The organism is Cytophaga hutchinsonii ATCC 33406 (assembly GCF_000014145.1).
GTDB classification, from domain to species: Bacteria; Bacteroidota; Bacteroidia; order Cytophagales; family Cytophagaceae; genus Cytophaga; species Cytophaga hutchinsonii.
On sequence record NC_008255.1, the window covers coordinates 2,813,750 to 2,829,001 of the forward strand.

General features: G+C 38.8%; 12 protein-coding genes. 9 read left to right on the forward strand and 3 right to left on the reverse strand.

The features are described from left to right. Positions 1-8: 8 nt before the first annotated feature. From CHU_RS11920 to CHU_RS11930, 3 genes are read left to right on the forward strand one after another with little or no spacing between them, the layout of a single operon-like run. A complete protein-coding gene (locus CHU_RS11920; protein WP_011585820.1) occupies positions 9-479 on the forward strand; it encodes a hypothetical protein in 471 nt (156 codons plus the stop codon). Between the two features lie 31 nt (positions 480-510). Then, positions 511-1,068 (forward strand): GNAT family N-acetyltransferase, encoded by a 558-nt coding sequence (locus tag CHU_RS11925; protein ID WP_011585821.1) that lies wholly within the window; start codon positions 511-513, stop codon positions 1,066-1,068. Positions 1,069-1,071: 3 nt separating this feature from the next. Continuing rightward, complete coding sequence (locus tag CHU_RS11930) at positions 1,072-1,425, forward strand: hypothetical protein (protein WP_011585822.1); 354 nt, start codon at positions 1,072-1,074, stop codon at positions 1,423-1,425. Between the two features lie 51 nt (positions 1,426-1,476). On the opposite strand, the gene CHU_RS11935 is transcribed toward CHU_RS11930, so the two are convergent. Together CHU_RS11935 and CHU_RS11940 are read right to left on the reverse strand one after the other, a co-directional pair. Next, on the reverse strand, positions 1,477-2,070 hold the full coding sequence (locus CHU_RS11935; protein WP_011585823.1) for a toxin-antitoxin system YwqK family antitoxin: 594 nt from the start codon (positions 2,068-2,070) through the stop codon (positions 1,477-1,479). 35 nt (positions 2,071-2,105) lie between these two features. Beyond that, a complete protein-coding gene (locus tag CHU_RS11940; protein ID WP_011585824.1) occupies positions 2,106-4,181 on the reverse strand; it encodes a toxin-antitoxin system YwqK family antitoxin in 2,076 nt (691 codons plus the stop codon). Positions 4,182-4,469: 288 nt separating this feature from the next. On the opposite strand from CHU_RS11940, the gene CHU_RS11945 reads away from it, so the two are divergent. The 4 genes from CHU_RS11945 (at position 4,470) to CHU_RS11960 (ending at position 9,162) form a co-directional block, all read left to right on the forward strand. Continuing rightward, complete coding sequence (locus CHU_RS11945) at positions 4,470-5,279, forward strand: hypothetical protein (protein WP_041932366.1); 810 nt, start codon at positions 4,470-4,472, stop codon at positions 5,277-5,279. Further along, positions 5,279-7,270 (forward strand): hypothetical protein, encoded by a 1,992-nt coding sequence (locus CHU_RS11950; protein ID WP_011585826.1) that lies wholly within the window; start codon positions 5,279-5,281, stop codon positions 7,268-7,270. The genes CHU_RS11945 and CHU_RS11950 overlap by 1 nt, the downstream gene beginning before the upstream one ends. Before the next feature lie 196 nt (positions 7,271-7,466). Next, a complete protein-coding gene (locus tag CHU_RS18940) occupies positions 7,467-8,006 on the forward strand; it encodes a J domain-containing protein (protein ID WP_011585827.1) in 540 nt (179 codons plus the stop codon). 91 nt (positions 8,007-8,097) lie between these two features. Further along, positions 8,098-9,162: a PA0069 family radical SAM protein gene (locus tag CHU_RS11960; RefSeq protein ID WP_011585828.1), complete on the forward strand. Its 1,065-nt coding sequence runs from the start codon at positions 8,098-8,100 to the stop codon at positions 9,160-9,162. Positions 9,163-9,471: 309 nt separating this feature from the next. Here CHU_RS11960 and CHU_RS19595 read toward each other — a convergent pair whose 3' ends face one another. Then, complete coding sequence (locus CHU_RS19595; protein WP_177254170.1) at positions 9,472-9,630, reverse strand: hypothetical protein; 159 nt, start codon at positions 9,628-9,630, stop codon at positions 9,472-9,474. Between the two features lie 10 nt (positions 9,631-9,640). Here CHU_RS19595 and CHU_RS11965 point away from each other — a divergent pair, with 10 nt between their 5' ends. Together CHU_RS11965 and CHU_RS11970 are read left to right on the forward strand one after the other, a co-directional pair. Next, positions 9,641-13,708, forward strand: a complete 4,068-nt coding sequence (locus tag CHU_RS11965) for a gliding motility-associated C-terminal domain-containing protein (protein WP_143144117.1) — start codon at positions 9,641-9,643, stop codon at positions 13,706-13,708. Between the two features lie 16 nt (positions 13,709-13,724). Beyond that, positions 13,725-14,726: a PorP/SprF family type IX secretion system membrane protein gene (locus CHU_RS11970; protein WP_262485273.1), complete on the forward strand. Its 1,002-nt coding sequence runs from the start codon at positions 13,725-13,727 to the stop codon at positions 14,724-14,726. Positions 14,727-15,252: the final 526 nt, after the last annotated feature.

The window sequence follows — 15,252 nt, forward strand, 5'->3', positions numbered from 1 at the left end:
ACAGAAGTATGAGAATTTTATTGGTGTTTTTCTTTTTTCTAATTACTTCCGCTTACGCTTTAGCACAAAATACTATTGAATTCTCATATACATTAAAAACACACGAAACGGATACATCAATTATTAATGTTGAGGCGATGATCATTAATAAAAGCGACAAACCTATTTATTTTTTATCCGAATCCTGCAATGAACTTGATTATTATATCTTAACAAACGACTCTAGTGTCGAATCTTACATCATGCTTCATTGTAATATATCATTTCCATTAAAAATAGAAGTAAACCCAAATGCATCTTTCAGATTTTTAACACAGCTCTTAGTCACAGCACCAATTGACCATCTTCAATTAACGTTAATGCTGGTGCAATTAGATGCAGATACTGAAGTCAAAGGAAAAATGATTCATCAAATCCGAAAAGAATATATTGATCAGACTATTGAAATAAAAGGACCGGTTATATTCCTTAAAAATTAAACTGTTCATTATTTCAAAAAATATTTGTAAAATGTCGCAGCAATTTCCGGACTGGCAACCGCAAGGCCTTGAAAACAATCTCTTAAAACTTGTACCGCTTGCTAAAGCTGATTTTGACACGTTGTTCGAAGTCGCTTCTGATCCGCTGATATGGGAGCAGCATCCAACCAAAGACCGCTATAAAAAAGAGGTTTTTCAGCTTTTCTTTGATGGTGCATTGGGAGGAAACACAGCCTTTATAATCATAGATAAAGCAACCGGAAGAATCATCGGATCTACCCGTTATTACGATTATAAACCGGAGCAGGCGAGCATAGCCATCGGTTATACGTTTTTGAACAGGGACTACTGGGGTGGCAGATATAACAGGAGTGCAAAAAAACTGTTACTTGATTATGCCTTTCACTATGTTGATACGGTTTATTTTCACATTGGTGCAAACAACCTGCGTTCACAAAAAGCAATTCTGAATATTGGCGCAACCAAAGTAGGTGAAGTAGATTTCGACTATTATGGAAAAAAAGTACTGCATTATGAATATGCAATTACCAAGGCAGATTGGCTACATACACTGAAACAGCAGCTATAAATCATGTCGGATAAACCTTTATATGCCTATCACTGCCGGCCCGGCTATGGTTCTGAAAATTTACTTATTGAATTCATCCGTGGTACGGAAACATCCACATTTACAACAGATGTATTAGATGCGCTGCAAGAGATTCTGCCGACAGTAGCTGGACTTGAAGACCTGTGGATGAATGATGAGATTATTTACTCCATAAATTCTGTTTTTGGATCATTCACCTTATCTAAAGATATCTGGGATTTTGCATTTATTATGGCCGATATGAATCAGCCTTGTATTGTCAGAATCGATGCTATCCTGCTTGCAGATAAACGGTTCGAAAAAATCAATGTAAATTTTGATGATTATAAAACATAACAATTTATGTAGTCATTATATTTTACACATGAACTGCAGATGTTTCTGAACTCAAAATGTTTTTGTCTTAATTACCTTTCCTTTTTTATTATAATACTGCCAGCAGCCCACCGGTACATCTTTTTCCATCTTGCCTGCAGCAGATAAGATTCCGTTGTTGTATAATTTTGCCGGACCGTTTAATACACCATTTACATATGTGTACTCTTCGGTTATAACACCTGCTTCTGAATAAAATACCCATACACCATTTGGTGTTCCATTCACATACGGTCCAACAGATTTCAATTTTCCGTTTTCATGGTAACTGTGCCACACACCTTTGTACATGCCAAATGCATATACACCTGCACGCTTCAGGTTTCCATTGCTGTAGTAATACCAGGCACTATCCTGCTCCATGCCCCGCTTCCACTGTTCTTTCGCTACCACATGATTAAGTGTATCGTAATACCAGGAAGTACCATCAAGCATATCACTCTTATATTGTTCCCGTGCAGATAAGTTTCCATTGGGATAATAATAAAACCAATTTCCTTCTCGTAACCCTTCCTGTTTTATTCCTTTTGATTTCAGTTTTCCATTAGAATAAAATTCTTTAAGCGTATCGCTACTTTGCGCACTAACCGGCAGGAGTGTGTACATAAAAAAGATTGTTACAGATAGTTTTTTTATCATAATTATTCTTCCTCTTCTTCGTCTATATCCATGTTCTGAATACGAACGAGTTTTCCCTGATCATAGTATTTCCAGATACCGGAAATCTCATCGTCGGTATATGCTCCTTCAGCCTCCAGCAAGCCGGCTTCTGTGTAGAAGCGCCAGTGTCCCTGACGCATGCCTTCCACATAATCTCCATCGCCGGATAAAAAACCATTGTTGTGATAATACTTCCATTTACCATCCGGCAATCCGTTTTTAAAATTACCTTCGGCAGAAAGTTTTGTATTGTAATGATAACTTTTCAGTATGCCATTTCCATCTTTAAATGAACCTTTAGACAGCTTTGCGCCTGCCATAGATGTGATGTCGCTTACTGCAACAAGGCGTCCCCTTTCATATGTTTCTTCATCCATCAGCAAACTATTGCTCCAGTAATTTTTCCATTTGCCATCTTCCAGTCCGTCTACATAACTTCCTTCAGAAGCAAGTTTACCATTTGAATGGTATTCTTTCCAAACACCTGTTTCTTTGCCCATCACAAAAGCCCCTTCCAGATTTACTCTTCCTGTTTCAAAATAAATTTTCCATGGTCCGTCTTCATATCCCTGTACAAAATTCCCTTCCATGGAAACCTTTCCATTAGCGTGGTAGCTTTTCCAAAGACCTTCTTTCATGCCGTCCACATAATATCCTTCTGTTGTTTTTAAGCCTGTCGGGTAATAATCAATCCAGAGGCCATCCGGTTTACCATTCTTATATGAACCTCTGGAAGCTAAGGTATCATTGTCATAATGTTCCAGCCATTCGCCTTCTTTATTCCCATTTACATAATAACCTTCGCTGAATACTTTTCCGTTTGCATGAAATTCAAACCACACGCTATCTTCAAGTCCTTTTTTATAAAAACCATATACTGATACGGTGCCATCTTTTCTAAACTGCTTGAAAGCTCCTTCTTCCACTCCCTTCTCATACGTTGTAATAGCTGCCAGTGTACCTGTTGAATAATACTCACGCATTACAGCTTCCTGTACCCCATCCACATAAAATATTTCTGCTTTAATAAATCCGTTTTCATAATAGCTTGTTGCCAAGCCATTCTCCAGGCCATTTTCAAAAGGAATATCCATCAACAATGCGCCTTTCGGATAATAAATATTCCGCGAACCTTTTCCATCTTTCAAGGTACCGGCATCTAGCGACACACCCGCTTCGGTATATGCTTCCGGCGCAGACTGTAATTTGCCCATGCTCCATTGCTCTACGCTCTGCTTTGAACCTGTTTGATTATCGTAATAGTATGTCCAGGTGCCATCAGGCTCGCCTTGGTTGTAAGTACCCGAAAATGTTTTAACACCTGACTCTGCATATTCTTCAAACAACCCGTTTTCTAAACTATCGGTGTAATATGAACGTGTTTCAAGTTTGCCGGATGCGTAATAATGTTTCCATTCTCCATTCATATTGCCTTTTGCATATGAACCCATGATCTTTGGTTTGCCTGTTGAATAGTTCCAGAATACCGTTCCTTCAATTTTACCATTTACGTATTGTGCTTTGTGATATACCGCACCATTCGCATAATATTCCTTCCATTCTGCGATGCGTGACCCATTGGCATATACGCCATCAATTTTTATTTGCCCGTTTGGGTAATATTCTTTCCATGAACCGTCTTTCGCATCCAGTTTGTATGTACCCTCAATAGAGATTTTCCCATTGGCATAAAATTCTTTATACGTTCCGTTGCGTTTACCATCGATAAATGCAGCATCAACCGACTGCTGCCCGTTGTTGTAAAATTCTTTCCATGCTCCTTCTTCTCTTCCGTTTACATAATTTCCCTGTAGTGCAACTTTACCGTTCGGATGGTACGTAACCACACTTCCATTGAATTTATTTGCTGTATAGTTTTCTTCTGCTTCAATTTTACCGGAAGAATAATAGGATTTCCATAAACCATCCCGCTTACCATTGAGCAGATTTCCTTCAGCCTTTACGGTTTTACTATTCGCATAGTATTCTTTTGTCTGCTGTGCCTGAAGTAAAAAACTAAAAAACAGGAATAGAACTACAGATAAATATCGATACATAATGTGTACTGTTAGGTCAGTTATTGCTTAGTAAAATACAAAAAAGGTTTGATTAATAATAATGCTTTTGATCCCCCTTTTTCTATTAAACGTTGTCTGTACTAACAGAGTTGGTTTTCCTTTTCCTGATTTATGGCTACGGCTATTTATTGTCAGAGATATGCGCATATACAAAATTCCTGTATATCCTATTTTCATTGACAATTATTAACATTTGCTACCAAATAGCTACATGCTTTCACAGGTCAGGTAAAAGGTTTTTCTTTGAATATATTTTTAAATACTGTTATGAAATTTTTTATCGGGTTAGCACTTTTTGTACTAACATATTTCCACCACAAATCCTATGGACAGGATTTTGCTTCAGGGGCACGCACCCGTTCACTTGGATCGGGCTGTACGGCAGATAGTACTGTATGGTCATTGTTCAATAACCCGGCTGGTATTGCTTCTCTGAAACACGTCGCGGTACTGATCAGCGATGAAAAAATATACGGTATCCAGGAAATAAAAAATTTTTCCGCAGGAATTATTTGTCCGCTTAAAAAACAATTGCTGCTTGCTGCGAGTTTTTCCAATCAGGGCTACAAATGGTTCAATGATCAGCAGATAGGAATACACGCGGCACACAGAAAAGGTCCGTATAGTTTAGGTATCAGTTTTATTTTATGGCAGCGCATTGCAGGAGAAACATTTCGGGAAACATATCCCTTGTGTAATATTGGCGGTACAATGTCTGTAAACAAACACCTGCAGATTGGTTTACATATAAGCAATGTGAGCAATACTCAAAATACTGTTCAGACATTACCGCTGCGTATCAAAGGCGGCATGTTGTATAAAATTTCCAATGACGTATTGTTTTATGCGGATATCATAAAGCAAAGCAACAGCAATGTCTTTTTCAGTTCCGGTCTGGAATACCGTATGCACCGATTTTTTTACCTGCGAACGGGACTGCAATTAAAGCCCATGCGCCTGCATGGCGGTGCAGGCTTTTCATCTAAACGCTTGTCTATCGATTACAGTTTTTCCTGGCAGCAGCCGTTGGGCAGTAAACATCAGCTTTCTATGTACATCAATCTTCGTAAGAAATAATGCGTCAGCTACTTTTATTATTTTTTTACAGCATACCTTTTATCCTTCAGGCACAGTTAAGTATAGAAGATTCAGGCATTCTTGAAAGTTTAACCGGTAATGAAGAAATTATGCAAACCAATTCAGATGCCGCTGAAAACCTGGCATTGTTAGTAAAAAATCCTATGAATATAAATAAAGCAGATGAGTCGGTATTGCTGGGTGTAGGCTATTTAAAAGAAGTTCAGATCACGGAAATCATGCAGTACATACATGCATACGGACCGCTGATCAATGTGCATGAATTGCAAACGCTTCCGTCCATGAACGAACAAACTTTTTTCTGGCTCAAAAGCTGTTTTACAATAACAGGTTCAACACAGGACCAAAAGCTGCTGCATCATCTGGCGGGTAAAGAACACAGCATGCTGCTTATCCGCTATAGTGCTGCTCCTGTAACTATTCCGAAAGAATGGACCGGCAACGGAGATAAAGCGTCCATCCGTTTTCAAACCATGATACCAAATAAAATGCGTTTTGGTTTGTGTCTTGAAAAAGATGCGGGTGAACAGATCCGCTGGAATGCCGCAAAAAATTACTATGGATTTGACAATGTTAATTTCTATCTGCATTATCTGCCATCAAAAAAGTGGAAACACATAACCATCGGCGCACAACGCCTGCAATTTGGACAGGGATTGCTCATGGGCGGTGGTTTCTATGCAGGCAAAGGATCTGAAACCATTACCACACTCCGTAAAACCGGCCGCGCTATTATTCCCGTTGGGGGCACAACAGAGTATGGAAGACTGTTTGGAATAAGTTCTACCTATTACTTTACACGGCACATTTCACTTACCGGTTTTTATTCAAACACAAAAGAAGATGCCGGCATCGATACAACCAACGATAATGTTCCTTTTATACAATCCATTTCAGAAACAGGGTATCACCGTTCACTTGCAGAACTTGCCAAACGTAAAAACATTCATGTTCAGTTAGCAGGTTATCATGTACGGTATGAAAGCAAACATTTTTCGGTTGGCAATACATTTCTGTACCGTGCCGTTTCTCATGCCATTCAACCCAAAGAAACATATTACAATCAATTCTACAACCGCGGGCAACTATTCTCCGGTACGTCTCTTGATTTTCAGGGAAGGTATCAAAACATGCTGTTATTTGGAGAAGTTTCATTTACAGCGACGGGCGGAAAAGCTTTTCTGGCAGGCGTCATGATGGCTCTGCACCGTAGTACGGATCTTTCCTTTTTGTACCGGAATTATGGGAAAGAATATATCAGCCCGTATGCACAGGCATTTGCAGAATCAAGTGCTGTGTCTAATGAAAAAGGCATGTATGTAGGTATAAAAATACGGCCAAAGAAAGAATGGAGCATTCATGCATATGCTGATCTCTTTGTATTCCCGTGGTTGAAATACCGCATCCACACACCATCAACAGGTGAAGAATATTTTATAAAAATTGAATATAAACCTTCCAAAAAAACGATGCTGTATTTTCAGCACCGTAATGAACAGAAGTCGTGGGATGTAACCGGAACAACCCTTACCCTGCCTGCGTTCAGGCAATCTTCGATTCTGTATTTCGAGCACAAACTTTCCCTTGCCATAACATTGCGGACACGTATCCAATGGGGCAGTTATGAAACAAATGCAACAACTTCAACAGGCAGTTTGTATGCTCAGGACATTATGTATAAAAAAAGAAAATATCAATTGACCTTTCGCTGGATGTGGTATGAAGTAGCAGATTACAATGCGCGGCAGTATGCGTATGAGCCCGATGTTCCATATAGCTTTTATATACCGGCTTATACAGGAAAAGCTATTCATCCGATGTTGATTATTAAGTACAATGTGTTTAAAAACATTGATTGCTGGTTTAAACTTTCCTTAACCAAACCACTGGCAGCAACTGTGCTTGAATCAGCGGCAACTTCATTGAAATCGATTTACAGCGGCACGTGGCAGATACGATGGACATTTTGACAAAATTCCAAATAACAAAAAACAAATTTCAATATAAAATAGTAAGCGGAAATTATTCACGAGTTGAAACTAATAATTAATAATATTTGATTGTTACGAATTAAACTCAAGCTAAGATTTACGTATTTGTAATTTGTTTTTTGTTATTTGGAATTTATTCAATGTTGTTCGTACTTGCAGTTGAAATAGCTGGAATATGTCTGCAGGAAATTACTACGATCTGTTGGAAATACCGAAAACTGCTACTGTACAGCAGATTCGTAAAGCCTATCGATCTAAGGCAAAACTCTATCACCCGGATATGAACCTGCAATCGAATTCGCATCTGCATTTTTTAATTCTCACGCAGGCATATGAAACGTTGATGGACCCCAACAAACGTCACCTGTATGACATGGCAATGGTTTCAAATTCAGAACATCTGCTGACGTATGCGCAATGGAAAGAAATTGAACGCAGGAAAATAAAAGAAGAAGAAGAAATTGCGTATGCTGCGTTTCTCAAACGCAAAGAAGCGTTTCAGCAATCCGCTTTTTTTAAACCTGCACGCATAGCCTATTATATTGCACCTATAGTTACCTATTTACTCAGTGCTGCCATATTTTTATTTTGTATCTGGATCATGTGGCAATATCACCCGATGTTTATTTTTGTGTTTTTACCTGTTTTGTGCCTTTCTATTTATTTGTTTTTTTCCACAAAAAAATGGCGTAATCAGGCAAAAAGATATTTCTAATATTTTTAGTTTTGCCATTTTTTTTAGTATTTTTGATTTAAATAAGATCCAGCCTTATTAATACAGCTCCATTTATCACACTCCTCACATCATGGAAGATAATAATGAATTAATTAAAGGCAGAGGTGCGCAGATGCAGGCAAAGAGCCGTTTTCATGCACAGGAAATTGTTCAAGAGCATATGGAAGGTATTGATGAAATTACAGACATCAACACCCCTACTCAATATCTGTATGAAAATGCAAAACAGATCGTAAATAAAGTTGACAGTCCGGATATTGGCCTTGCTTATTCCATGAACCCCTATCAGGGATGTGAGCATGGCTGTATTTATTGTTATGCGCGGAACAGTCATGAATACTGGGGCTACAATGCAGGAATAGATTTTGAGAAAAAAATAATTGTGAAGCGCAATGCTGCAAGTGTATTGGCTAAGACATTTGAAAAACCAAACTGGGAAGTATTACCCATTATGTTTTCAGGCAATACAGATTGTTATCAGCCTATTGAACGTAAATTACAGATTACCCGGAACATGCTGCAAGTAATTGCAACCTATAAGCACCCGGTTGGTATGATCACCAAAAATCATTTGATCACACGAGACATAGATATTTTAAAAGAACTTGCCGCACAACAGCTTGTACATGTGAGTATCTCCATTACTTCTGCACGGGATGAGATCAGACAGAAATTAGAGCCGCGAGCTTCGGCTATTTCGCAGCGCTTAAAAACGGTTGAAGCGTTAGCAAAAGAAAACATACCGGTGAATGTAATGATCGCGCCGATCATTCCTGGTATCAACCATCATGAGATTCCACAGATCATGAAACAGATTGCAGACGCAGGAGCATCTTCAGCAGCTTATACCATTGTGCGGCTGAATGGTTCTATTGGCGTAGTGTTTGAAGACTGGATCCGAAAAGCCTATCCCGACCGTGCAGATAAAGTACTGAATCAAATTAAAGAATGTCATGGTGGTACGCTTAACGACAGCCGTTTCAGCACCCGCATGCGCGGACAAGGAAATATTGCTGCAAGTATACATGACCTCTTTTATGTATCCAGAAAAAAATATTTATCGGGCAGAGAATATCCACCATTACGTACAGATTTATTTGTGCGAAGTAACAAAGGGCAATTAGGTTTGTTCTGATACATAGTCAGTCACATCATTAATCATCAGATAGTAGCCTTCAAAAAAAATATATGTAACCTATTCAATATTTGTAATATTGCATTCACAGAAAATATATTTAAGATATGAAGGTTACTTATATCCTATGTATTTGTATTCAATCATAGATCTGTGCTATCTTTATAGACTACTTATGATGAACTTCCCCCCCTGTTACTTTTCATTAAATAATAGAGTATCTGATTACTTATTAAAAGGTAATTTCAGCCCGGATACAGATAAAACAAAATCAAAAAAATATTCTTTTCATAACAAGAATATAATCTCTTATAATAAGGCACTTTTTATTTTACTAGTGATTTTTACATTTTTTCTTAACGTTAATTTTTCTAATGCAGCAATTACAATCAGCTCAATAACAACAACAGAAAGTACTTGTGGGAACAATGGCACAGCAACAATTTCAGCAACAAGTAATAAATCCAATCCTTCCCTGATGTACGAGATTTTAGGTACGGCTGCCATACAAAATAATCCAACGTTTCCTTCTTTATTCCCCGGAACATACACAGCGCGTGTATATGATATTGACTTCGTATATAAAGACCAGCAATTTACTATAACCGGAAACTATACATTACCGGATATGCAGCCTGTAACAATTAATCCCATATGTCCGGGTGCTTCAGATGGAATGATCATAGGTAACCCGGTAACGGGAAGCGGCCGTGCTCCTTTCACATGGGAAATTGTAGATCCTGTTGCCACAGCGCCACAGTCAAGTGACAGTTTAAAAAATTTAACAACCGGCACCTATACCATCAAAATGACCGATGCATGTCTCAATTACCAGACACGCACAGCCGTGCTGGTAAATGGCGGTACAGGCCTTTCGCATTTTTATGATGGAGTTCCTTCAGTGCAAAAGATAGGTTGTGATACGGTTGCCTTCGCTATGCAGATAAAGCTGTTTAAAGACAAAGCGCACATGCCTTTAAAGCTTACTGTTAATACCAGTACAGGTACACATGTAAGATACATCTATCCTACTCCACTTGACACGATCAGTTACAATCCGGCCTTTTATGAACTTCGCGATACCATTCCGGGAATAACCTATAGCAGTTATATTTATGCATATATTACGGATACATGCGGAAATTCTATTTATGCCACCAGGGCATCAACAGCTCCTTTTGAATTTGATCTGGAATACAGTAGTGTTGTAAACTGCGGTAATAAATTAGCAGCAACGTTACGGATGAAAAATCCGCCATTTTACCCATACGTCTGGACAGCATTCAATGCGCCTCTTACCTATACATTAAAAGACAATTCAAATACAACTGTAGATTCATCTGCTTGTACATATAGCTATTGCAATATGTTGATCAGTCCGCAGGTAGCCGGAAAAACATACACGTTAAAAGTAACAGACGGCTGCGGAACCGTTTATAATAAAACATTTGTATGGCAAGTAATTGCTCCGCCCAGAGTTGATTATTCCACAGGTACCGGTTGTATGGATTCAACAGCAACCGGGTCTTTTAATATTTATAATTTTACTTCTGCTGTAACTGTTACATTATTATCAGGACCAACGTCTGTTCATAGCAGCAAGCCTAAGTATGCATTTTCAGATGTCATTACCTATCCCAAGATATTCATACCAAATGCCTATAATGGGCTTTCCGTTAAAAATCTTACTGCAGGAACATATACATACCGAGTGGCTGATACCTGCGGAAATCTCGTGAACGGATCTTTTACCGTACAACCCGAACAACTGACAGACTTTAATTATTCATACAAAATAAAACGCGGATGTCTTGGCAATAATATGTTGTATTTCGATGCACGAAGCAGCAATACCATTAGTGTTTATGTGAAAAATGTAGAAACAGGAGTTACCCTGTATCAGCGCAGAGGCTTTGATGCTGTTGATTCCATTCCTTCGGTGGCTCCGGGAAAGTATGTAATGAGTATTTATTATGGATATGATCCCATGGGTGGCGGTGTATACAATGGTTCAGCTACAGATAATAATGCTGATTGCTGGCATGTAGACGATACGATCACTGTGCTTCCATACAGCAGTAATGTATTCCAATCCAATACAACTATTTTTTGTAATGGTACAAGTTATGTAGAACTTAATGTAGACAGTACCCGTGGTGTGCCACCTTACAGGTACGAGATCATTTCAGGTCCGGCTACATTTGGTTTGCAGGATAACAATGTATTTCAATTACCAACATATGGAACATATATTATCCGGATCCGTGATGCCTGCGGCAACAGTAATAGCAGACAGATCTCCGTTGACTCTGCTAAATTTCCGCCTATTATAAAAAAAGGTGCATCCTGTACCGGGAGCAGGATTGTATTGAAAGGAACCAGTGCACGATTTTTTTCTTATGAATGGAAACGACCCAACGGCACCACCTATGCCGGAGATTCGCTTGTTATTGATCCGCTGGGGCCTGCAGATACGGGTACATACAGCATCACTAAAAAAGTTACCATCAACGGCTGTACAGATATTTTCAAATCAACCTACCAGGTTTCATTGCATGATCTTTCCGAACAAACGTTTCCGTTTTGTGTAGGTACTGCAATCCATGTCGGTACACATCTATACACCTTACCGGGTATATACAGAGATACATTAAAAAATGGGCTGGGATGTGACAGCATTATTATTACAACAATAAAAAAGATGCCGCAAAAAACAGATACTACTAACGTATCTATTTGTAAAGGAAATCACATTACTGTAGGAAGCAATACGTACAATACAACTGGTATTTACAAAGATTCTGTACAGAATATATCCGGATGTTACGATTTAATTCTTACAAAATTATATGTATATGGAGATCCTGATACAGTAAAAATAAACACATGTGTGGGGTATCCATTAGTGGTCGGGGCACATACGTATACGACTACAGGCATGTATACAGACACATTAACATCCTCCCTTGGGTGTGATAGCATTATTGTACATGACCTCACCGTTACCCCTTATCCGGAATTTCCTGTAGCAAAAACAATTTGTGCAGGAGAAAGTTTTGCCTTCTTAACACATACGTATACGCAAGCAGGTATTTACCGAGATACGATCCAATCTGCATCCTGTAAAAATATTATTGTGCTTACACTAACGGTTAATCCTTACAAAAAAGATTCAATTGTTAAAGTTATATGTGAAGGTGAAAAATATAGTACAGGCGGACGCACCTACATACAAACCGGCATATACAGAGATACGGTATCCACTTCCGGATGCGACAGCATTACAATTGTAAATCTTACCGTACTTCCACTTAAACGGAATACGCTTGTACGCAGCATCTGTGAAGGGCAAAGCGTAACAATCGGCACACATAGCTATAAACAAACCGGTATTTATAAGGACACACTTGCAACAGCAGGCTGCGACAGCATTGTTACTCTTGACCTAACGGTACATCCGTTCAAACGAAATATGCTCAGCAAAACAATTTGCGCAGGAGAAAGTATACAGGTTGGCCCGCATATTTATAATCAGACAGGCATTTATGCAGATACCTTAGCAACAACAGGCTGCGACAGCATTGTTATACTCAACTTAACAGTGACAGCTCCTCCGGATGTATCACTCGGAAAAGATACCTCTCTCTGCACGGGCGCATCCTTAGTGTTACAGGCAAATACAGGTTATGCCGCTTATTACTGGAACGATAATGTACTTGCTGCTGCTTCTTCAATTACTGTAACAGCTGCCGGAAAATACTGGGTGAATGTACAGGATCAATTTGGATGCACGAAAAATGATACGATGGAAATACTGCATGTATACCCATTACCAACGGCCGATGCAGGTCCAAATACAACAGCCTGCTACGGTGAAAGCATTCAGCTGTCTGCGGGTGGTGGCATCAGTTATGTATGGATGCCCGGTAATATGCAGCAAGAAACGGTAACCGTGTCGCCGCTTACACATACAACGTATCGTGTAACAGTAACTGATATAAATCATTGCTCGGCTTCAGACGATGTTGCTGTAACTGTATACCCTAAGCCGGCCTCCCTCTTTTCTGCCGCAACAATCGATCATTGTTTTGACGAAGGCCCGACAGCACTTACCGCAAACTGGGGACAATCTTTTCTCTGGCTTCCTTCCGGAGAAATCACCCAAACCATTCAGGTAGCGCAGGAAGGTATTTATACTGTTACCGCAACCGATCTAAATCATTGTTCCTATTCAGAACAGATTTCATTAAGAAATATTTGCGAAACAAAAATTTTCGTTCCTACCGGGTTTACACCTAATGGAGACGGTCTGCACGATGATGTAGAAATTTTCGGAAAAAATTTTACAAATTTTAAAATAACCATTTTCAACAGATGGGGTGAAATCATATTTATTTCTACAGACAGAGAAATACGCTGGAACGGTATGTATCGCGGAGAAGAAATGCCTATTGGCAGTTATCCCTGGATAATAAGTTATGAAAGTATCTTCGATACAAATCATACAGAACAGAAGTTAAATGGCAGCATTACACTTATACGTTAATATGCATATGCTGAAAATGTATATCTGTTTGCTATCGTTCTTTCTTTGCAGTATACATGTGTTTGCACAAGATCCACAATATTCCCAGTCGTATGCGAATGCCTTATATTTAAGTCCGGCGTTTGCAGGCGCAGAACAAAATACACGTGGCATATTTGCTACCCGTTACCAATGGCCCGGTATAGATGCTTCTTTTATATCGAATACATTTTCTGCCGATCATTATATAGACCGCTATAAAAGCGGTATTGGCTTTATTGCAACTTCTGATTTTTCTACAGCAGCTAAGCTGCGTTCTACAGAAGCAGGATTAATCTATGCTTTTCAGGCAGACATTTCAAAAAAACTTGTCTTCAGGCCGGCACTGCAGCTTTCATATGTAAACCGAAGCATTAATTTTAACCGGCTCACATTTGGTTCTCAATACACCAACGATGGATTTGCAGGCGGTGCATCGAATGAAACGTCAAACATTCCAACCGTTTCGTATCTGGATGTTTCTGCCGGCGGTCTGTTATATGCAAAAAATTATTGGATCGGAATTTCCGTAAATCATTTGAATACGCCTGAACAAACATTCATGAAAGGCCAAAGCCCGCTGCCAATCAAAGGTTCTTTATTCGGAGGATATAAATTTTCATTTACACCTGAATGGAAAAAGAAACATGTGAATCCGGACGAAGAAAAAAGCATTACCCCAACGTTCATTTATAAAATGCAGGGAAAATCCGATCAGCTTGACATTGGGCTGTACGGGCAATACAATGTACTGGTCGTTGGCTTTTGGTACAGAGGAATTCCTGTTAAACTGTATGCCCCGGAGCGAACAAATCATGATGCGTTAATTTTCCTTGTAGGCTTTTTACACAAAGGTTTTGCCATGGGGTATAGTTACGATTATACCATATCAAAACTTGCACGCATTTCAGGAGGCGCACATGAGCTGACACTATCCTATGGATTTAAAACAAAAAAAGCGAAGCGTATACAAAAACGTGCCGTGTGTCCGAAATTCTAGTGATTCATAAAACAGTAAGTGAAACCCTAGAAAAAACAAATTATTGCACAATTACGGGTATATTTTTTTATGCTTAATTTTAACAAAAAACTAATAACCATAAATTTAAACCCCATTAGTCCTATTTTAAATTTTGAGTGACAAAAACTAATATACCCTCCTATATTATAACAAATCAAAATTTAACTTTTTAAGGAAAGTTTTTTTTACATCAGATACGCATAATTTTTATATGTTGGTTGAGTTTCATTTTCAAAATACACACTTCCATTTTTTGATTTTTTTTACTATATTCATATAGGTTTAACCAGCCTGCACAATACCTACCCTATCCTTCTACCCCCTTTACGAATATTGATTCAATCGCATTTCACGATGTAATTGATGTGATATGCTATACATTAACATACATTATGTTACAGACTGTTTTGTTTTCACATAACATACCCAACCGCATATCCGAACCTATTTCGGCAGGGCAAAGCAGTATGTACTGCGTTGAAAAAAAAGTCTGTCTCTTCGCGTG